This window comes from Pseudoxanthomonas spadix (assembly GCF_003703395.1).
In the GTDB taxonomy this organism is placed as follows: domain Bacteria; phylum Pseudomonadota; class Gammaproteobacteria; order Xanthomonadales; family Xanthomonadaceae; genus Pseudoxanthomonas_A; species Pseudoxanthomonas_A spadix.
This window is the reverse complement of the sequence record NZ_RDQN01000003.1, coordinates 80456-99265: the sequence shown is the minus strand read 5'-3', so window position 1 is coordinate 99265 and position 18810 is coordinate 80456. Positions and strand designations below refer to the sequence as shown.

Annotated in this window: 18 protein-coding genes; 10 read left to right on the top strand and 8 right to left on the bottom strand. The window is 69.6% G+C overall.

The genetic code is table 11. The annotated features are described in order from the left end of the window. The first annotated feature begins 59 nt into the window (after nucleotides 1-59). The 5 genes from D9R12_RS05655 (at nucleotide 60) to D9R12_RS05635 (ending at nucleotide 5683) form a co-directional block, all read left to right on the top strand. Complete coding sequence (locus D9R12_RS05655) at nucleotides 60-854, top strand: cytochrome C assembly family protein (RefSeq protein WP_122228945.1); 795 nt, start codon at nucleotides 60-62, stop codon at nucleotides 852-854. A gap of 98 nt (nucleotides 855-952) precedes the next feature. Continuing rightward, nucleotides 953-1414 (top strand): MarR family winged helix-turn-helix transcriptional regulator, encoded by a 462-nt coding sequence (locus tag D9R12_RS05650; RefSeq protein WP_122228943.1) that lies wholly within the window; start codon nucleotides 953-955, stop codon nucleotides 1412-1414. 2 nt (nucleotides 1415-1416) lie between these two features. Further along, complete coding sequence (locus tag D9R12_RS05645; protein WP_122228941.1) at nucleotides 1417-2892, top strand: efflux transporter outer membrane subunit; 1476 nt, start codon at nucleotides 1417-1419, stop codon at nucleotides 2890-2892. Further along, nucleotides 2889-4091, top strand: coding sequence for an HlyD/EmrA/EmrK family protein (locus tag D9R12_RS05640; RefSeq protein WP_122228939.1), 1203 nt, complete (start codon nucleotides 2889-2891; stop codon nucleotides 4089-4091). The genes D9R12_RS05645 and D9R12_RS05640 overlap by 4 nt, the downstream gene beginning before the upstream one ends. Nucleotides 4092-4102: 11 nt before the next feature. Beyond that, nucleotides 4103-5683, top strand: a complete 1581-nt coding sequence (locus D9R12_RS05635; protein ID WP_122228937.1) for a DHA2 family efflux MFS transporter permease subunit — start codon at nucleotides 4103-4105, stop codon at nucleotides 5681-5683. 252 nt (nucleotides 5684-5935) lie between these two features. On the opposite strand, the gene gorA is transcribed toward D9R12_RS05635, so the two are convergent. The 3 genes from gorA to D9R12_RS05620 form a co-directional block, all read right to left on the bottom strand. Then, complete coding sequence (gorA, locus tag D9R12_RS05630) at nucleotides 5936-7300, bottom strand: glutathione-disulfide reductase (protein WP_014160139.1); 1365 nt, start codon at nucleotides 7298-7300, stop codon at nucleotides 5936-5938. A gap of 127 nt (nucleotides 7301-7427) precedes the next feature. Beyond that, on the bottom strand, nucleotides 7428-8618 hold the full coding sequence (locus D9R12_RS05625) for a DUF418 domain-containing protein (protein WP_210538882.1): 1191 nt from the start codon (nucleotides 8616-8618) through the stop codon (nucleotides 7428-7430). Between the two features lie 114 nt (nucleotides 8619-8732). Next, a complete protein-coding gene (locus D9R12_RS05620; RefSeq protein WP_014160137.1) occupies nucleotides 8733-9212 on the bottom strand; it encodes an FKBP-type peptidyl-prolyl cis-trans isomerase in 480 nt (159 codons plus the stop codon). Between the two features lie 80 nt (nucleotides 9213-9292). Here D9R12_RS05620 and D9R12_RS05615 point away from each other — a divergent pair, with 80 nt between their 5' ends. Both D9R12_RS05615 and D9R12_RS05610 read left to right on the top strand, forming a co-directional pair. Further along, on the top strand, nucleotides 9293-9850 hold the full coding sequence (locus D9R12_RS05615; RefSeq protein WP_122228933.1) for a C40 family peptidase: 558 nt from the start codon (nucleotides 9293-9295) through the stop codon (nucleotides 9848-9850). A 354-nt stretch (nucleotides 9851-10204) separates the two neighbouring features. Further along, a complete protein-coding gene (locus D9R12_RS05610; RefSeq protein WP_425479061.1) occupies nucleotides 10205-10897 on the top strand; it encodes a C40 family peptidase in 693 nt (230 codons plus the stop codon). Between the two features lie 82 nt (nucleotides 10898-10979). Here the strand turns inward: D9R12_RS05610 and D9R12_RS05605 are convergent, their stop codons facing one another. Continuing rightward, nucleotides 10980-11480, bottom strand: a complete 501-nt coding sequence (locus tag D9R12_RS05605; protein ID WP_014160134.1) for an acyl-CoA thioesterase — start codon at nucleotides 11478-11480, stop codon at nucleotides 10980-10982. Nucleotides 11481-11621: 141 nt separating this feature from the next. Here D9R12_RS05605 and D9R12_RS05600 point away from each other — a divergent pair, with 141 nt between their 5' ends. Then, entirely contained in the window at nucleotides 11622-12026 is a 405-nt protein-coding gene (locus tag D9R12_RS05600; protein WP_122228929.1) for a hypothetical protein, read from the top strand. Nucleotides 12027-12098: 72 nt separating this feature from the next. Here the strand turns inward: D9R12_RS05600 and D9R12_RS15730 are convergent, their stop codons facing one another. Together D9R12_RS15730 and D9R12_RS05595 are read right to left on the bottom strand one after the other, a co-directional pair. Further along, nucleotides 12099-12236: a hypothetical protein gene (locus tag D9R12_RS15730; protein ID WP_014160132.1), complete on the bottom strand. Its 138-nt coding sequence runs from the start codon at nucleotides 12234-12236 to the stop codon at nucleotides 12099-12101. A 43-nt stretch (nucleotides 12237-12279) separates the two neighbouring features. Next, a complete protein-coding gene (locus D9R12_RS05595; protein ID WP_122228927.1) occupies nucleotides 12280-13602 on the bottom strand; it encodes a dicarboxylate/amino acid:cation symporter in 1323 nt (440 codons plus the stop codon). A gap of 205 nt (nucleotides 13603-13807) precedes the next feature. Here D9R12_RS05595 and D9R12_RS05590 point away from each other — a divergent pair, with 205 nt between their 5' ends. Further along, nucleotides 13808-15499 (top strand): alkaline phosphatase, encoded by a 1692-nt coding sequence (locus D9R12_RS05590; RefSeq protein ID WP_014160130.1) that lies wholly within the window; start codon nucleotides 13808-13810, stop codon nucleotides 15497-15499. A 96-nt stretch (nucleotides 15500-15595) separates the two neighbouring features. On the opposite strand, the gene D9R12_RS05585 is transcribed toward D9R12_RS05590, so the two are convergent. Together D9R12_RS05585 and D9R12_RS05580 are read right to left on the bottom strand one after the other, a co-directional pair. Continuing rightward, entirely contained in the window at nucleotides 15596-17110 is a 1515-nt protein-coding gene (locus tag D9R12_RS05585) for an ArnT family glycosyltransferase (protein ID WP_122228925.1), read from the bottom strand. 487 nt (nucleotides 17111-17597) lie between these two features. Further along, nucleotides 17598-18050, bottom strand: coding sequence for a CopD family protein (locus D9R12_RS05580; protein ID WP_014160128.1), 453 nt, complete (start codon nucleotides 18048-18050; stop codon nucleotides 17598-17600). Between the two features lie 75 nt (nucleotides 18051-18125). Between D9R12_RS05580 and D9R12_RS05575 the strand changes: the two genes are divergently transcribed. Beyond that, nucleotides 18126-18719, top strand: a complete 594-nt coding sequence (locus tag D9R12_RS05575; RefSeq protein ID WP_014160127.1) for a class I SAM-dependent DNA methyltransferase — start codon at nucleotides 18126-18128, stop codon at nucleotides 18717-18719. Nucleotides 18720-18810 lie beyond the last annotated feature (91 nt).

The following is an 18810-nucleotide window of genomic DNA, read 5'->3' as shown; positions in this document are numbered from 1 at the left end:
TCGGCATGGGCAATCGGCAATGATCCTCGCCGCGCGCGGCTGCGTGCGACACTGTTTGCATGGGTTTCATCCTTGCTGCCATCGTCTTCTACCTGCTGGCGACCGTGCTGCTGGTGCGCGCGCTCGGCCACGAGGCCGCAGGCCCGTCGCGCAGCTGGCGCTGGCCGGCGCTGGCGGCGCTGGTCCTGCACGCCGGCTATCACCTGTGGATCGCCTGGCGCACGCCGGGCGGGCCGGACATGCACTTTTTCTCGGCCCTGTCGCTGGTCAGCCTGGGGATGGCGGCAATGACGGCGGTGGTGGGCGCGCGCGGGCGCATGGCCACGGTGGGCGTGGTCGCCTTTCCGCTGGCCGCGCTGTTGCTGGCGGTCTACCACGGCTATGGGCACCGGCCTTCACCGCACCTGGACTGGCGCCTGCAGCTGCATGCCTGGCTGGCGTTGCTGGCCTATGCCGCCCTGGCCGTGGCGGCGCTGCTGGCGATCATGCTGTGGGTCCAGGAACGGGCCCTGCGCCGGCGCGAATTCCACAGCTGGCTGCGCGCGATGCCGCCGATGACCGAACTGGAGACCCTGCTGTTCCGCACGATCGGGGTCGGCTTCGCGCTGCTGACCGCGACCCTGCTGACCGGCACGCTGTTCGTGGAGAACCTTCTCGCCCAGCACCTGATCCACAAGACCGTGCTGAGCGTGCTGTCGTGGCTGGTGTTCGGCGGGCTGCTGCTGGGCCGCTGGCGGCGTGGCTGGCGCGGGCCCAAGGCGGTGCGCTGGACCCTGGTGGCGATGGCGCTGCTGCTGTTGGCGTTCTTCGGCAGCAAGGCGGTGCTGGAACTGATCCTGCATCGCACCCTGTAGCTGACCGTTCTGTCAGCAGAATGATGCGACGCGTCATTCTGCTGCCGAGACAATAATTGCATTGACAGTTATTTCGTGGGCGCAGATCATGCCGCGCCATGAAACCCCCCGCGTCCCTCGCCGCGCCTGCCAGCGGTGCCTCGCTTGGCCTGCTCATTCGCCAGGTGCGTGAGGCCGTCTGGCAAGCCCTGGAGAAGGAGCTGGCCGCCACCGGCCACGATCTGACCTTCAGCCAGTTCATCACCCTCAAGAGGCTGGCCGGCGGCATGGCCAGCGTCACCGACCTGGCCCGTGCCGCCGAGGTTCACCCCGGCGCGATGACCCGGCTGCTGGACCGGCTGGAGGCGCGCGGCCTGATCGTGCGCCAGGCCGATCCGGGCGACCGCCGGGCCCTGCACATCCACCTGACCGATGCCGGCCAGGCCATCTGGCAGGACATCCACCTGTGCGGTCAGCGCATCCTCCAGCAGGCCACCGCCGGCATGTCCGAAACCGAAGCCAGCGAACTCATGCGCCTGCTCCAGCTGGCCCGCGACAACCTCACCTCCGAGACCGATTGACCATGTCCACGCCTGTTTCCACGCGCCTGCCCGTCAGGCTCACCGTGTCGCTGGCCTGGGCCCTGGCCCTGGTCGGCTGCGCGAGCAGCCATGGCCTGACCACCACCGGCCAGGCGCTCGATGCCGACACCCTCAGCGCGCGCCAGAGCCTGGGCAAGGACGCCTTCAGCGCCGCTGCCTTCCCGCAGCAGGACTGGTGGAAGACGCTGGGCGACCCGCAGCTGGACAGCCTGATCAACGAAGGCCTGGCCGGCAGCCCGTCGCTGGCCGCTGCCGACGCACGCCTGCGCCAGGCCCGGGCCCAGGCCGGACTGGCCGATGCCCAGCGCAGGCCCACCCTGGATGCTTCGGCCCAGCACAGCGGCGTGCAGCTGCCCGAGGGCCTGGCCGGGGAAGATCTCGGCGGCGATCTGAGGTGGAGCAATGTGCTCAGGCTCGATTTGAGCTGGGCCCCGGATCTGTGGGGCGGCCAGCGCGCCGCCTGGGAAGCGGCGGTCGGCCAGGCCCGGGCGACCCAGGTCGATGCGCAGGCCGCACGCCTGGCCCTGTCGGCCAACATCGCCCGCACCTACATTTCGCTTTCACAGGCCCATGAAGCATTGGACGTGGCCCGGCGCGAAATGGACCGCTCCACCCAACTGCGCGAGCTCAGCCAGCAGCGCGTGGACGCCGGCCTGGACAACGACCTGCAGCTGCGCCAGGCCGAAAGCACGATCGCCGCCGCGCGCCAGCAGGAACAGGCCGCCGGGCACCAGATCACCCTGCTGCACAACGCCCTGGCCGCACTGCTGGGCAAGGGCCCGGACCGCGGCCAGTCGATCACCCAGCCGCGCCTGCTGCAGGCCCCGGCCCCGGCCGTGCCCGGCGTGCTGCCCAGCGAACTGCTCGGCCACCGCGCCGATGTGGTGGCCGCGCGCTGGCGGGTGGAGGCGGCCAACCGCGGGATCGACGCGCGCCAGGCCGCGTTCAAGCCCAGCGTCAATCTCAGCGTGATCGCCGGCCTGGCCTCGGCCCATCTGTCGGACCTGTTCGAGAACGACTCGGCCCTGGTCTTCGGTGGGCCGGCGATCAGTCTGCCGATCTTCGACGGCGGCCGCCTGCGCGCCAACCTCGACAGCGCCCAGGCGCAGTACGACCTGGCCGTGGCCGACTACAACCAGTCCCTGGTCGGGGCCATGCGCGAAGTCGCCGATGCGGTGCAGACCGCCCGTTCGCTGGACGCGCAGATCGCCTCCATCGGTCAGGCCCGCGACGCGGCGCAGAAGGCCTTCGAGCTGGCCAGCAGCCGCTACGACGCCGGCCTTGGCACCCAGCTGGAGGTCCTGGCCGCGCAGCGCCCGCTGCTGCAGCTTGAACAGCAGCTGGCCGGCCTGCATGCGCAGCGCTACGCCGCCGTGGTCGACCTCGACCAAGCCCTCGGCGGCGGCCTGCCGCTGACCGTCCCTTCTTCCAACCTCACCGCCGAAACCAGCCCATGAACACGCAGACCCCACCTCCCGCAGCGGCCGCCACGCCACCGCAGAAGAACCACCGCCGGCGCGCGCTGCTGATCCTGGTGGCCGTGGTGATCGTGGCCGGCCTGGGCTGGCTGGCCTACGCGCTGCTGTACGGCCGCTGGCACCAGTCCACCGACGACGCCTATGTGGACGGCAACATCGTCTCGATCGTGCCGCAGACCATGGGCACGGTGGTCAGCATCGATGCCGACGACGGCATGAAGGTCGAGGCCGGCCAGGCGCTGGTGCACCTGGATCCCAATGATGCCCAGGTCAGCTACGACCAGGCCGTGGCCAACCTGGGCGCGACCGTGCGCCAGGTGCGCGGCCTGTTCAGCGATGTCCAGTCCGGCGAGTCGGACCTGCGCGCGCGCCAGGTCGCGGTCGATCAGGCCCGGGCCGACGTCAAGCGCCGCCAAGGCCTGGTGGCCAGCGGTGCGGTCTCGCGCGAGGAACTGGCCCATGCCCGCGATGTCCTGGCCTCGGCCGAGGCGGCCCTGGGCGCTGCGCGCGGCGGCCTGCAGCGCAGCCGCGCGCTGGTCGATGCCACCACCGTGGGCAAGGCCCCGCAGGTGCAGGCTGCGGCCTCGCAGCTGCGCCAGGCGTACCTGAACCTGCAGCGTGTGGCGATCGTGGCACCGGTCTCCGGCTATGTGGCCCAGCGCAGCGTGCAACTGGGCCAGCAGGTCCAGCCGGGCACCACGCTGATGACCATCGTGCCGATCGACCAGCTCTGGGTGGAAGCCAACTTCAAGGAAACCCAGCTGGGCAAGATGCGCATCGGCCAGCCGGTGCAGGTGCATGCCGATCTGTACGGCGATGAGGTCACCTACGCAGGGACGGTCGACAGCCTGGGCATGGGCACCGGCAGTGCGTTCTCGCTGCTGCCGGCGCAGAACGCCAGCGGCAACTGGATCAAGATCGTCCAGCGCCTGCCGGTGAAGATCACCCTGGACCCCGGGCAGCTGCGCGAGCATCCGCTGCGCATCGGCCTGAGCATGGACGTCAACGTCAACCTCAAGGACCAAAACGGTCCGGTGCTGGCCCCGGCGCGCCAGGACCGCGCCGATGCCAGGCCGTTGATGACCACCGCGGCCTACGCGCAGCAGCTGGCCGATGCCGACCGGCTGATCGCCTCGATCATCGAGCAGAACCTGCCCGCATCGTCCCAGAGCCACTGAGGACGCCGCAGATGTCCACCATCGCCGAAGACGCCGGCGGCCCCCGGGCCGCTCCACAGCCGGCGGCCGCGCCGTTCCGGCCGCCGAACATGGCCCTGTGCACGTTGGGGCTGGCCCTTGCATCCTTCATGCAGGTGCTGGACACCACCATCGCCAACGTCTCGCTGCCCACCATCTCCGGCAACCTGGGCGCCAGCGCCAACCAGGCCACCTGGGTCATCACCTCCTTTGCGGTGAGCAACGCCATCGCCCTGCCGCTGACCGGTTACCTGACCCGCCGCTTCGGCGAGGTCAGGCTGTTCACCTGGGCCACGCTGGCCTTCGTGATCGCCTCGTTCCTGTGCGGCATCGCCAACTCGATGGGCCTGCTGGTGGTGGCCCGGGCGCTGCAGGGCTTCGTCGCCGGGCCGATGTACCCGGTCACACAGGCGCTGCTGATCTCGATCTATCCACCGCAAAAACGCGGGCAGGCCATCGCCCTGCTGGCGATGGTCACGGTGGTGGCGCCGATCGCCGGACCGATCCTGGGCGGCTGGATCACCGACAACTACAGCTGGGAATGGATCTTCTTCATCAACATTCCCATCGGCATCTTCGCCAGCATCGTGGTCGGGCGGCAGATGAAGGGCCGTCCGGAAAAGCTGGAAACGCCGAAGATGGACTACATCGGCCTGGCCACGCTGGTGCTGGGCGTGGGCGCGCTGCAGATCATGCTCGACCTGGGCAACGACGAGGACTGGTTCAACTCGCACAGGATCGTGATCCTGGCCATCGTGGCGGCGATCGCGCTGAGCGTGTTCGTGATCTGGGAACTGACCGAGAAGGACCCGATCGTCAACCTGCGCCTGTTCCGCCACCGCAACTTCGCCGCCGGCACGCTGGCGCTGGTGATGGCCTATTCGGCATTCTTTTCGATCAGCCTGCTGGTCCCGCTGTGGCTGCAGCGGAACATGGGCTACACGCCGATCTGGGCTGGCCTTGCCACCGCGCCGATCGGCCTGCTGCCGGTGATCCTGACCCCGTTCGTGGGCAAGTACGCCCACCGCTTCGACCTGCGCGTGCTGGCCAGCGTGGCGTTCGTGGTGATGGCCGCGACCAGCTTCCTGCGTTCGGGCTTCAACCTGGAGGTGAACTTCGGCCGGGTGGCCGAAATCCAGCTGATCCAGGGCCTGGGCGTGGCGCTGTTCTTCATGCCGGTGCTGACCATCCTGCTCTCGGATCTGGAGCCGCACGAGATCTCCGCAGGGTCGGGCCTGGCCACCTTCGTGCGCACCCTGGGCGGCAGTTTCGCCGCCTCGCTGACCACCTGGGCCTGGAACCGGCGCACCACCATCCACCACGCCGAGCTGACCGAACATATCAGCGCCTACGACCCGGCCATGCAGCAGACCGTGTACCAGCTCGGCCACGGCGATCCCCAGGCCGGGGCAGTGATGCTCAATCAGATGATCGGCCAGCAGGCCTTGCAGATCGGCTTCAACGAGATCTTCTACCTGCTGGGCTGGATCTTCCTGGGCGTGATCGTGTTCGTGTGGTTTGCCCGGCCGCCGTTCGCGGCCAAGGCCGGCACCGGTGCCGCGGCCGGGCACTGACCTTCCGGGATTTGCAGCACGCACAACGGGAACGGGGCGCTGCAGTGCGTCCCCTCCGGTTGCTGCCAGACTCCATGGCCTGTCGCCAGCGAGGGATCAACACCGCTCCGGTGGGAGCCGCTTCAGCGGCGATGGAGCTTTCCCGGGAGAGCCCTTTCGCCGCTGAAGCGGCTCCCACATCTGCTGGGTCCGCAGACTGAGGGCCACTGCGATGCGGCCCTTCCCGATTGCCGCAGGGTCTGCCACCTGGCTTCAGCGCAGCAGGACCAATTCCTCGGCACTGGTGGGATGGATCGCCACGGTGTCGTGCAGGTCGTCCAGGGTGGCGCCCAGCTTCACCGCCAGCGCAAACCCCTGCAGGATCTCGTCGGCGTTCTCGCCCATCAGGTGCACGCCGACCACGCGCTTTTCATCACCGACGCAGACCAGCTTGAACAGGCTGTGCTGGGGCGTGTCGGCCAGCGCGTGGAGCATCGGCCTGAAGGTCGTGGCGAACACCCGCACCGTGTCATCGCCATGCTCGGCGCGGGCCTGTTTTTCGGTCATTCCGACGCTGCCCATCGGCGGATGCGAGAACACCACGCTGGGGATGTTGGCGTAGTCGAGCCGGGCCTGCGGCTTGTGGCCGAAGAGGCGATCCATCAGCCGGCGCGCCGCGGCAATGGCCACCGGCGTCAGCGCCACGCCGACGTCGGTGACGTCGCCGATCGCGTGGACGCCTTGGACAGTGGTGTCCTGCCAGCAGTCCACCTGCACCGAGCCGTGGGTGTCGGTGGCCACGCCGACCGCCTCCAGCCCGAGCTCGCGCGTGTTGGGCGCGCGCCCGGTGGCGAAGATCACGCAGTCATAACCGCCCGGCACCGGCCCGGTATCGGTGACCACGCAGGTCTGTTGGCCGGCTTTTTCCAGCGCAGTGACCTCGGTGTCGAAGAACAGGCCAATGCCGCCCTGGCGCAGGTTCTCGGCCAGCTGCAGGGTCAGGTCGCGGTCGAAGGACTGCAGCAGGCATGGCCCGCGCACGAACAGTTCGACCTGGCTGCCCAGCGCCTGCAACACACCGGCCAGCTCCACGGCAATGTAGCCGCCGCCGATGATGGCCACCCGCGGCGGCGCCGAACACAGGTTGAAGAAGCCGTCCGAATCGATCGCCAGTTCCGCGCCCGGGATCTGCGGTCGCAGCGGATGGCCACCGGTGGCGAGCAGCACGTGCCTGGCCTTCAGGTCCAGGCCGTCCTCGCAGCGCACCCCGCCCGGCACCAGGGTGCCGCGCGAGGGGATGCGCATGATGTCGGCCTTCGCCAGGCGCTTGCGGTAGCTGTCGTGGATACCGGCGATGTAGCGCTGGCGGTGGACGACGAACTCCTGCCAGTCCAGCGGCCCGCCATGCACCCTGAAGCCCAGGTCGGCGGCCATCTCGACGTGCCGGCCCAGCTCGGCCGCCAGCCACATCGCCTTCTTCGGCACGCAGCCGACGTTGACGCAGGTGCCGCCCAGTTCACCCGGGTCCAGGATCGCGACGCTGGCGCCATATTCGGCTGCACGGAAGGCGCCGGCCAGGCCGCCCGACCCAGCGCCGATGACGATCAGGTCGTACTGGCTGTTGTCGCGCTGAGGCATCTACACCACTCCATCGAATGAAAACCCGCAGCGAACCGAGGCCCGCCGTTGTCGCTCCAGCATGCCGTGCAGGGCGATCGAAGGAAGTGAGGATCGCGCCGACCGACCGCGCCTGGCGCGCGGGAGGTCAGCTGGCGCGGCGCCCCGGCGCACGCGCATAGGCGGCGGCGCGCAGCAGCCATTCGGCCGGCCCCATCGCTGCACGTGCCAGCCACCAGCGGCTCACCAGCAGCTGCAGCGCAAACAAGCCGAAGCCCAACGCCACCTGCCAGGCGCGCCCCAGTCCGAAGGCCCCCATTCCATAGCCATAGAACACCCCCACACACACCAGCGACTGCAGCAGGTAGTTGCTCAATGCCAGGCGCCCGGCCGCGGCCAGCAGACCAGCCAGCCGCGCCGAGGCCGGATGTGCCAGCCAGCGCAGGGTCCAGCCGATATAACCCAGGCACAGCGGCAGGCTGGCGGCCAGCATCAGGGCCGCCGCCAGGCCGGCGCGCAGATCGGCACGGCCGGGCGCGATCCACGGCGCCAGCCACACCGACACCAGGGTCATGCCAAGCCCGAGCGGCAAGGCGCCCTGGCGCATCCACGCCAGCGCGCGCGCATGCGCCTGCGGCCGGGCCAGCACCTGGCCCAGCCACGGTCCGATCAGGAACAGCCCCAGTACCTGCGCACCGGTGATGGGCAACACGCTCAGGCTCTGGCCCAGGTCGCGCAGGCGCTGGGCGGTGGCCATCGCGAAGTCGCCGTGCCCGTAGGCCAGCACCTGCGCACGGGTCACTTCGGCCACGTGCGCGGCCTGTGCCTGCAGTGCGTGCTGCCACTGCGCCGAGCCGGCCAGCGCCGGTTCGGCCAGTCCGGCCAGCAACGACACACCGGCCGGGATCAGGAACACCCCTGCCCCGACCCACGCCAGCAGTCCGCCCAGCACTTCGCGAAAGGCCAGCAGCACCAGTCCGCACAGCGCGTAGGTCACCAGGATGTCGCCGGACCACAGCAGCAGCGCGTGCGCCAACCCGATCAGCAGCAGTCCGGCGCAACGCCGCAACCAGACCTGGCTCAGCGACCAGCCTTCACCCTCGGCGCGCGCGGCCATCGCCGCAAAGCCTGCGCCGAACAGCAACGAGAACAGCGCGACGAACTTGCCCTGCACCAGCACGTAGATCGCCGCATCGGCCCAGCGGTCCAGGCCCCGCCAGGCCGGGTCGATCCCGGTGCCCATCTGCGCCGGCGGGCCCGCAAAGCCTTCCAGGTTCATCAGCACGATACCCAGCAGGGCCAGCCCGCGCAGCGCGTCCAGCGCCGCCACGCGTGTCATCGGCGGCAGCGGCGCGGCCGGCTGCCCCGCGCGCGTGTCCGCCCTCATCGCGACCGGCGCAAACGAAGACGGCCCGCGCACGCGGGCCGCCGGATCGATCGCGTTGGACGCCGATCAGTGATCGTGGCCACCGTCGCCATGGACATGGCCATGCTCGAGCTCTTCGGGCGTAGCTTGCCGCACCTGGACCACTTCCACCTCGAAATGCAGGTCCTTGCCGGCCATCGGATGGTTGAGATCCACATCGACCACGCTCATGCCCACCTTCTGCACGGTCACCGCGCGCGGGCCGAAGTTGGTCTGCAGGACGACCTGCTGACCCGGGGCCAGCTTCTGCGCCCCGAAGTGCTTCTTGGGCACGCGCTGGGTCAGGCCGTCGCGCTTGTCGCCATAGGCCTGGGCCGCCTCGACGTCCACGCCGAACTGCTCGCCGGCTTCCCTGTCCATCATCGCCTTCTCCAGGCCCGGGATGATGTTGCCGTGGCCGACCAGGATCGCCAGCGGCTCGCGGCCTTCGGAACTCTCCAGCGGCTCGGCGCCGATTTCGGAAACGGTGTAGTGGAAACGCACGACGCTGTCTTTGGCGATTTTCATTGAACACTCTTGGGTGGGCCGCGGCGGGCGGCGGGTGCACGGCTTGTCTGCCGCAGGGCATGCGGTCAACATGGGCCGCCATGAAGACCGCCCATTATCCCGGCTCGCCCAAGCGCTTGCCAGTCGCCCATGCCGCCGCCTGGCTGGCATTGGGTGCCAGCCTGCTGCTGGCCGGTTGTGGTAGCGAGCGCGCGCTGGTCCGCAGGCCTGCCGCGCCACCCTCGGGCAAGGCCTGGCCGACGGTCCAGGTCGCCGACCCGGCCGCGGTCAACGGCGTGCTGATGCGGGCGCTGGGCCTGGTCGGCACGCCCTACCGCTACGGCGGCAACACGCCCGATTCGGGCTTCGACTGCAGCGGCCTGGTCAGCTATGTCTATCGCGACATGCTCGACCTGCGCCTGCCGCGCAGCTCGGGCGAACTGGCCAAGGTCCAAGGCCCGAAGATCGACCAGGACCGTCTGGCGCCGGCCGACCTGGTGTTTTTCGGCAGCCGCGGCAACGTCAGCCATGTTGGCATCTACCTGGGTCAGGGGCGCTTCGTCCACGCCCCCAGCAGCGGTGGCACCGTGCGCCTGGATGATCTGGACGGCCCCTACTGGCGGGATCACTACACCGGCGCCCGGCGCGTTGTTGAGTAGAGGTGATGGCTGAAAATGTGATGGAAGTATCAGGTCACACCCCGGAAACCTAACGAACTTTGAACATTTTCACTTGGATCTAACGGCACACTCCTGTCTCCGCCACGAAACCTTCATCTGCCCGTGACGAACGATGACCTGCCGTCAGGCACACCGCTCACCACCCGCCGACCCCGTCGCGGTTCGCTCCACCTTCTGATCCTGGCCCTGCTGGGCACGTCGGCCTCGCCATTGGCGATGGCTCAGGATGCTGCCCCTGGCTCCCAGCCGCAGGCCATCCATACCCTCTCCGGCGATGTCGCCACGGTGACCAGCCCGGTCCCGACCACGGTCGCCACCGGCGTTCCGACCACCATCACCCCCGCCGGCCCGGCCGCCGTACCGGCAGGCCAGTCCCTCGCCGCCACACCCCTGGCAGTGACCCTTCCCGCTTCGGCCCTGGTGCCCGGCGCCGCGGTGCCGGCCGTGGCCAGCACCGGCAGCAGCCTGCGCGACAAGGCCACCCAGGCCGCCGCCGCCACCCTGACCGCCCTGCTGCCGCGCCTGGCCGCCACCGACACGGTGCCGGTGATGGACCGTTCGGCGATGCTGGCCGGCGACCTGAGCCGCCTGCTGAGCAACTACGACCTGACCGGCGCGGCCGCCGCCAACCAAACCGAGGTCGGCAAGGTCCAGAGCGTGCTGCAGCGGGCCCTGACCCTGCTGGGCACCCCGTACCGCTGGGGCGGAACCGATCCGGACAGTGGCCTGGACTGCAGCGGCCTGGTCGGCTACGTGTTCCGTACCGCGCTGGGCGTGGACCTGCCGCGCGTGTCGCGCGACATGGCGGCCAGCGGCGAGGGCCAGCTCATCAGCAACCGCGACGAACTGCGCCAGGGCGACTTGGTGTTCTTCGGCGTGCGTGGCCGGGTCAACCATGTCGGCATCTACGTCGGCGAAGGCCGCTTCCTGCACTCACCCAGCACCGGCAAGGATGTCCGCGTGGACACCCTGACCTCCGGCTACTGGGGCGGCCGCTTCATGCAGGCCCGTCGCGTGGCGATGTAACGCAGCGCCTTACTTGGATCATGAAAAAAGCCGGCGCATGCGCTGGCTTTTTTCATGCCTGCAGGGGTCTGCGGCCGGGCCATCAAGGCGCGTCGGCGTGGAAGGCCGCCACGGTCTGCTCGATGCCCTTGCTCAGCTCCATCACCTTGGTCGCGTATTCGGCCAGGCGATGGTCCTGGTCGTTGACCGGGGTCCAGGCCGGCACCGCAGTCGGTCGGCCTTCTGCCTGGTCCATGGCCACGAACACGATCACGCAGTGCGTGCACAGCCGGCTGGCGGAGCTGCCATCCTCCAGGCCCAGGCCGCGGGCGCGCACGTCGACGGCAAAGTGCATGCTGCTGGTGCCGGTGTGCACCAGCTTGGCGGTGATGGTCACCACATCACCGATCCGGATCGGCGCGACGAAGCGGATGCCGCCCACCGCCACGGTGACGCTGTAGTGGCCACTCCAGCCGACCGCCGCCGCATAGCCGACCTGGTCGATCCAGCGCATCACCACCCCGCCGTGCACCTTGCCGCCGTAGTTGACATCCTTGGGCTCGGCAAGGAATCGAAACGTCAGTTCACGCTGTTCGCCGCGCATGCGCACTCCTGGGTCGTGCCTGGGGGCAGTGGCCACCGCCGGAGCGTGCGGCCTGGCCGTGACTGGGCGCAGCATAGCCCGGTTGCGGCAACGCCGAGTTTCGCGCGATCCTCTGCCCTCCCCCAATGGAATGCATGTCTCATGCGCACGCTCATCGCCGTCGTGCTTGGCAGCCTGGTCGCCGCGGCGGTCATGGTCGGCGCCTATCACGGCTACCAGCGTGTGTATCGGCTGCCGGCCGGCCCGGACTTCTACACCTTCTCCAATCTGGCTGCCTACGCGCTGGCCGCGCCCCGCCAGGCCCTGGCCTGGGTGATCGGCGGCTACGCGCTGGCGGGCCTGGTGGGAGGCCTGTGCGCGGCGTTCATCGCACGCAGCCACCGTGGCGGTGCGGCGGTCACCGTCGGTGCGGTGGTGATGCTGGCGGCGATCGGGCTGGCGGCGCTGGTTCCCTTCCCCGCCTTGGTGACGGTGGCCAGCCTGCTGCTGCCCATCCCGCTGGCCTTGGTGGCCACGCGCCTGGCCACTCCGCGGCTGGAAGTCTGAAGAAAGCAACCCCGTGCAGGAACACTGATCCCTGCGCACGGCCGAGGCCCTTCAGTGCCTTGTCAACGCGGTCTACCTCTGCAGCTTGAAGGTCGCGAACTCCTTGAGCTGCTCGCCCACCGCCTTGCCGTCGCCGACCACGATCACCGACTGCCTGGCCGGGTCATCGTACTTTGCGCGCGATGCGCAGCTGGCGGTGAAAACGGACAAGGCGCGCGCGGCGACAGCGCCATTTCCTGCACATTGCCGGGTTTCAGCCGCGCGTGGGCGACTCGATCCCGACGTTGGTCGGCGCCGCATCGTAGGTCTGCCTGTCCAGCAGGCCGGTCTCGCGTGCGACCAGCACCGGCACCAGCATCTGCCCGGTGACGTTGGTCAGGGTGCGCATCATGTCCAGGATGCGGTCGATCGCGTAGAGGTAGCCGATGGTCTCCAGCGGCAGGCCGGCGGCGCTCAGCACCACCGTGGCCATCACCACCGCCGTGCCCGGCACCCCGGCGGTGCCGAAGCTGCCCAGCACCGAGGCGATCAGCACGATGAGGTACTGGTTGCCGGTCAGCGGCACGCCGGTGTACTGCGAAATGAACACCGCGCACAGCGCCGGGTAGATCGCCCCGCAGCCATCCATCTTGATGCTGGCGCCCAGCGGCACGGCAAAGGACGCATAGTCCCTGTTGACGCCCAGGTTGTGGGTGATCGAACGCAGCGCCACCGGCATGGCCGCGAAGCTGGATGAGCTGACGAAGGCCACCTCCATGCCGGGCGCGGCACCGCGGAAGAACTTCAGCGGATTCAATCCGTGGGCCACCAGCAGGCCGCCGTAGACGAAGACGATGTGCAGCGCGCAGGCAAGGTAAAGCGCCAGCACGAAGTTGCCCAGCGGCAACAGTTTCTCGAACCCGTAGGCCCCCACCAGCGCCGCGATCAGGCCGAAGGTGCCGATCGGAGTGACCTCCAGCACGAAGCGGGTCACCTTGATAATGATCTCGCTCAGCTGCGCGGTCAGCCTGCGCGCTTCGCTCACCCGATCGCCCAGCTTGACCATCGCAAACCCCAGCAGCGCGGCGAAGAAGATCACCGGCAGGATCGAGCCGCGGCCGGCGGCCAGCACGGTCTCACCGGCGGCGTTGGTGCGGGTCCCGATCCCGGCCAGGGCAAAAAAGGGGTTGGCGGGTACCACGTCCAGCAACACCCTGACCGGGCTGGGGACATCGCGTGGCTTCCAGGCCGGATCGATGGCGATGTTCGGCGCCCCATGGCCCGGCTGCAGGATCGTGCCGACCAGCAGGCCCACGCCCACCGCCAGACAGGCGGTGATGACGAACCAGCCGAAGGTGCGTGCGCCCAGGGCGGCGATCGATTTCTGCCCGCTCAGCGCCGAGATCGCGTTGATCACCGCGAAGAACACCAGCGGGATGGCGATCATCTTGATCAGGGTGACGTACAGCTCGCCCAGCGGACCGAACCAGGTTTCCGCACGCGGCCCCAGCGCCCAGCCAGCCAGCGCACCCAACACGAAGCCGGCCACCACGCGTTGCCAGAACGGAATCTTCAGCCACGCCTGGATCAGTTTCATTGCCACACCCTTGCCGTCATTTTGGTCTCGGGGCGCACCTTAGCCCAGGCACCGGGCGGTGACGACGCCCGCGCTGGAACCCGGCGGACCAGTGGCGGGACAGCGCCGACAGCACTGGCGTCCACGACAGCGTGGGCAGGCGTCACAGCAGTGCCGCGGAGGCTGCGCATAATCGAGGGCCGATCCCTACAGAAGCCGCTCCCGCATGCGCCACGCCACCCGCATCGCCGCCGTCCTGACCGCGACCGTCCTGGCCGGCTGCGCGACCCCGCCCTCGTCCACCGCCACCGCCATGGCCGCACCGCCGATGCAGGTGCCCGGGGTGACCCATCCGCAAGGCGAAACCCCGCAATGGTGGTATCGCAGCGGTGCGGCCAGCGCGGCCGGCAACGGCGCAATGACCGGCCGGGCGCGCAACGTGATCCTGTTCCTGGGCGATGGCATGAGCCTGACCACCGTGGCCGCCGCGCGCATCCTGGAAGGCCAGCGCAAGGGCGGCCCGGGCGAGGAGAATGCCCTGAGCTGGGAGGGCTTCCCCGCCACCGCGCTGAGCAAGACCTACAACACCGATTCGCAGACGCCCGATTCGGCCGGGACCATGACCGCCATCATGACCGGCGTGAAGTCGCACATGGGCGCCATCGGCGTCAGCGCCGGCACCCGCAATGACTGTGCCGACAGCCTGGACAAGGGCCTGTTGAGCTGGCTGCAGCTGGCCGACAGCGCCGGCATGGCCACCGGCATCGTGACCACCACGCGCCTGACCCATGCCACACCCGCAGCCACCTACGCCCATTCCCCGGAGCGCAACTGGGAAAGCGACGCCGACCTGCCGCCCAAAGCCAGGGCCGCCGGCTGCACCGACATCGCCCAGCAGCTGCTGACCGACGCGCGCTTTGGCCGCGGTCCGCTGGTGGCCCTGGGCGGTGGGCGCGGCCAGTTCCAGCCGGCCACCGCGCGCGACCCCGAATACGCCGACAAGGTCGGCCTGCGCCTGGACGGCCGCGACCTGGTGGCCGAGTGGAAACAGGCCCACCCCGGCGGCGCCTACGTCTGGAACACCGGCCAACTGCGGGCAGCCAAGGATGCACCGGCGCTGCTGGGCCTGTTCGAGCCGGACCACATGCAGTTCGACCATGACCGCGACCGCACGCCCGGCGGCGAACCCAGCCTGGCCGAGATGACCACCACCGCGATCCAGGCGCTGGCGCGCACGCCGCAGGGCTTTGCCCTGATGGTTGAAGCCGGCCGCATCGACCACGCCCACCACAACGGCAACGCCTTCCGCGCGCTGGACGAGACCGTGGCCCTGTCCGATGCGGTGCGCGCCGCCATGCAGGCCGCGCCGCCGGAGACGCTGATCATCGTCACTGCCGACCATTCCCATTCGCTGAACTTCGTCGGCTATCCGGTGCGCGGCAACCCGATCCTGGGCAAGGTCCGCGGCCTGGGCGGCGAAGAGGGCGACCGCACCCAGTACGCCCGCGACCAGCTCGGCCTGCCCTACACCACGCTCAGCTATGCCAACGGCCCCGGCTACCCCGGGGCCAGCAACGCCCAGCCGCAGGGATCCAAACACCATCCGCACCAACCGGCCAACGTGCACCCCTCGACCGGCCGCCCCGACCTGACCCACGTCGATACCCAAGCACCGGATTACCTGCAGGAAAGCATGATCCCGCTCAAGGCCGAGACCCATGGCGGCGATGACGTCGGCATCTGGGCCACCGGCCCGGGCAGCGCGGCCTTCCACGGCACGCTCGAACAGAACACGCTCTACCACCTGATCGTGCAGGCCACCCCGAAGCTGCGCCAGCGCCTGTGCGCGGCAGGCACGTGCGATGCAGCGGGCGTGCCGGTGGAACTGCCGCCGGCCAAGGCATTCGAGGCGAAATAGCCGCGTCCAGGGCAAGACATGGACGCCCCGGCCGGGCGCGCTGCGCCCTGCACCGCGGCGGCCACGCTGCCGCCGCGCCCCCGGTTTACCTGACCGTCACCGGGCCGCATCCGCGGCAGGTTCCACGCCGAACAACACCCGGCCCTGGAACGGCGAGCCCCACGGGTGGACCGCATAGCCGTAGGCGTGGATCACCCGCTCGACCTCTGGGTATCGCGCCTGCTTGACGACGAACACAAGGCCCGGGTCGCGTTCGGCCTGCTTCAGTTCGGCCTGCAGCGCGCCGTCGTAGGTGGGATTGAAGCGCGCAGCGGGGACAGGCATGACCGACACCTTCCTGATTTCGGTCCCCAGGTGCAGGTGAAGTCCATAGCGGGCCATGTCTTCGACGAACACCACTTCATGGATCGGGCCGTGGACCCGGGCCCTGATCGCCTCGGCCCAGGTGGAGGCGTCCTTGTGGGTGGGCCATAGCGCACCGCCGGCACGCGCCGCCAGCAGCAGCACGATCCATGCGCCGAGCCATTTCCAGTTGAACCGCCTGCCCGCCTGAAGGCGCTGGCCGGCCACGGCAACGGCCAGCGGGACGAAGAGCGGCAGCAGATACAGCGGCATGCGCGACCTGGCCAGGCAGAACACCAGCAGCGGCACCAGGATCCACAGCGCCAGCAGCAGCTGTTGGTCCACGCTGCCTTGGCGCCGCGCACGCCAGCTGCGCAGGTGGCCCGGCAGCTGGCGCAGCCAGCGCCACAGGTCGCCGGTCCACGGCAGCGTCCCCAGGACCAGCACCGGCACATAGACCTGCAGCCAGCCATACCATTGCCCGCTGCGGCCGAAGCGGTCGGTGGCGACGCGGTCAATGACCTCGGCGCCGAGGAAATACCCGAGCAGCCCGGGATTGCGCGCCGCCACCATCAGGTACCACGGCAGCGCGATCGCCAGGAACACCACGATGCCGGACAGATGCCACCGCCAGCGCAGGCCGGGCGCCGGGCAGAGCATGCCTGCCAGCCCCACCGCCAGCAGCGGCAGCAGCGCCGGAGGCCCCTTGATCATGAAGCCGATGCCGAAGGCCGCCCACATCAGCAGCAGCCATCGATGCCGATACAGCGCGTCGCCCGCCCTGCGCCCGAGCCAGGCATACATCGCCAGCGCCTGGCTGGCCGCCAGGGGAAAGTCGGTCGTGATCAACTGTCCGGCCACGGACGGGGTGATCATCGTGGCGTAGGCGATGGCTGCCACTGGCCCGCTGCCCGGGAACAGCCGATCCGCGCACAGGCCGGCCAGCAACATGCAGGCCAGGTAGGACAGCGCAATGGGCAGCCGGGCGGCCCAGGGGGTTTCGCCGAACAGGGCCACGCTGCCGGCCACCAGCCAATAGGTGCCGGGTGGCTTGGTCCAGTGGCCGATGGTGCTGTTGCGCCTGGGCGTGAGCCAGTCGCCGGTATCGAGCATGGTCAGCGCCACGTTGCTGTAGCGCCCTTCGTCCGGATCCCAGATGCCACGTGAACCCAAAAAGGAGAACGCCAGCAGTGCGCCCAGGGCGCAGGTCAGCAACAGGTTGGTGGCAACGCCCACGACCCGGGGCGGCAGCTGCCAGGTCACCGCCATGCCCCAACCCTCCACCAGCCTCCACGACCTGCGCGGGGGTCTGCGAGCCCGGTGCCCCGGCCAGCGCCTGGCGGCACGGTGGCCGCTTGATCACGCCGGGCACGGCAACCTGACCGCGCCGCCGGCGCTGCAGCGGCCCACGGCGGTCGGCGCCTGGCAAAGACAGCGGGAGAGAGGTTGCGCTCGGGCATGGCCAACGGGGGTCGGGTCCAACGGCACCGGAAGGATGGCCAAGTTCCTGTGGGAAACCCGTCGGAAGCCGCGCCGGAACATCCGCGCCGTGGCCCCGCGCCGATCGTGCCCGAGGCCACGCAGGCCATGCGAAGGCAGCGGCATGTCGGAACGGAGTTGCCGCAGGTCGGCTCCATGACCCTCCAAGCACCGGGCCGGCCGTGCAGCCGGCCCGGCCCGTCACCGTGGCCCCGGCTTTTCACCAGGGCTTTTCCCGTTCCACTTCAACCGGACCCTGCTGGCCCGGAACCCATCCTCAGAACGGCTTGGCCAGCACCAGGTACACGATCACCACCAGCAGCAGCACCGGCACCTCGTTGAACCAGCGCAGGGCCCTGGCCGAAGGCACGGTCCTGCCGCTGGCCACGCCCTTGAGCCAGCGTCCGGCCACGATGTAGTGCGCCAGCAGCAGCAGCACCAGCGCGATCTTGGCGTGCAGCCAGCCGGCCGGCCCGCCGACCATGGTCGGAAAGTCGGGAAGCACCCGATACCCCAGCCACAGCACCACTCCCAGGATCAGCGCCAGCCCAAACATGCCGTGACCAAAACCGTACAGGCGCCGTCCCATCAGCTGCAGCCGCGCCTGCACCTCGGCCTGGCCGGCGCTTTCGGCGATGTTGACCAGGATCCGCGGCAGGTAGAACGCCGCGGCCATCCAGCCGATCACGAACAGCAGGTGGAAGGTCTTGACCAGCAAGTAGGCCTGCATGCATCGACTCCGTGGCGCGCGCGGCGAAGGTGGGGCGATGATTGTCGCCCATTTCCTCGCAGCGGCGGCCCCCCCTTGGACAAACAGTACGACCAGGCATATTTCCAGCGCTGGTACCGCCACGGCGACATCGGCGGCCCGGCGCGTCTGGCGCGCAAGGTGGCCCTGGCCGTGGCCTGCGCCGAATACTGGCTGGAGCGGCCGCTGCGCACGGTGCTGGACATCGGCTGCGGCGAGGGTGCCTGGCGTGGCCCGCTGCTGAAACTGCGGCCGAAGCTGCGCTACCTGGGGTTTGACAGCAGCCACTATGCGGTGCAGCGTCATGGCCGGCGCCGCAACCTGCACCTTGCCGCGTTCGGCGATTTCCAGTGGCTGCGGCCGTGCCCGCCGGTGGACCTGCTGGTCTGCGCCGATGTCCTGCATTACCTGCCCGATGCCGAACTCAAGCGTGGCCTGCCCGGCCTGGCGCAACTGTGCGGCGGGGTCGCCTTCCTGGAGACCTTCACCGCGCAGGACGCGTTCGAGGGCGACCACGACGGCTTCGTGGCGCGTCCGGCGGCCTGGTACCGGCGCCAGCTGGGCAGGGTGGGCCTGCGCCCGGCCGGATCGCACTGCTGGCTGGGCCCGGAGCTGGCCAGCGAGGCCGCCGCCCTGGAAACCTCGGCCTGATGGGCCGCACCGGACGGTCGCCGGTTCACGTTGGCCTGGCCACATTCGGCTATGCTGCACCGCGGCAACCGCCGGATTTGTAACGGCTTTT

Excerpts from the sequence above, each read along its gene's own strand:
- D9R12_RS05625 (WP_210538882.1), bottom strand. The coding sequence starts at position 8,618 with ATGACACGCGTGGCGGCGCTGGACGCGCTGCGCGGGCTGGCCCTGCTG.
- D9R12_RS05590 (WP_014160130.1), top strand. The coding sequence starts at position 13,808 with ATGCGCCACGCCACCCGCATCGCCGCCGTCCTGACCGCGACCGTCCTG.
- D9R12_RS05595 (WP_122228927.1), bottom strand. The coding sequence starts at position 13,602 with ATGAAACTGATCCAGGCGTGGCTGAAGATTCCGTTCTGGCAACGCGTG.
- D9R12_RS05585 (WP_122228925.1), bottom strand. The coding sequence starts at position 17,110 with ATGGCGGTGACCTGGCAGCTGCCGCCCCGGGTCGTGGGCGTTGCCACC.
- D9R12_RS05615 (WP_122228933.1), top strand. The coding sequence starts at position 9,293 with ATGAAGACCGCCCATTATCCCGGCTCGCCCAAGCGCTTGCCAGTCGCC.
- D9R12_RS05655 (WP_122228945.1), top strand. The coding sequence starts at position 60 with ATGGGTTTCATCCTTGCTGCCATCGTCTTCTACCTGCTGGCGACCGTG.
- D9R12_RS05640 (WP_122228939.1), top strand. The coding sequence starts at position 2,889 with ATGAACACGCAGACCCCACCTCCCGCAGCGGCCGCCACGCCACCGCAG.
- gorA (WP_014160139.1), bottom strand. The coding sequence starts at position 7,300 with ATGCCTCAGCGCGACAACAGCCAGTACGACCTGATCGTCATCGGCGCT.
- D9R12_RS05650 (WP_122228943.1), top strand. The coding sequence starts at position 953 with ATGAAACCCCCCGCGTCCCTCGCCGCGCCTGCCAGCGGTGCCTCGCTT.
- D9R12_RS05580 (WP_014160128.1), bottom strand. The coding sequence starts at position 18,050 with ATGCAGGCCTACTTGCTGGTCAAGACCTTCCACCTGCTGTTCGTGATC.
- D9R12_RS05620 (WP_014160137.1), bottom strand. The coding sequence starts at position 9,212 with ATGAAAATCGCCAAAGACAGCGTCGTGCGTTTCCACTACACCGTTTCC.
- D9R12_RS05645 (WP_122228941.1), top strand. The coding sequence starts at position 1,417 with ATGTCCACGCCTGTTTCCACGCGCCTGCCCGTCAGGCTCACCGTGTCG.
- D9R12_RS05635 (WP_122228937.1), top strand. The coding sequence starts at position 4,103 with ATGTCCACCATCGCCGAAGACGCCGGCGGCCCCCGGGCCGCTCCACAG.
- D9R12_RS05605 (WP_014160134.1), bottom strand. The coding sequence starts at position 11,480 with ATGCGCGGCGAACAGCGTGAACTGACGTTTCGATTCCTTGCCGAGCCC.
- D9R12_RS05600 (WP_122228929.1), top strand. The coding sequence starts at position 11,622 with ATGCGCACGCTCATCGCCGTCGTGCTTGGCAGCCTGGTCGCCGCGGCG.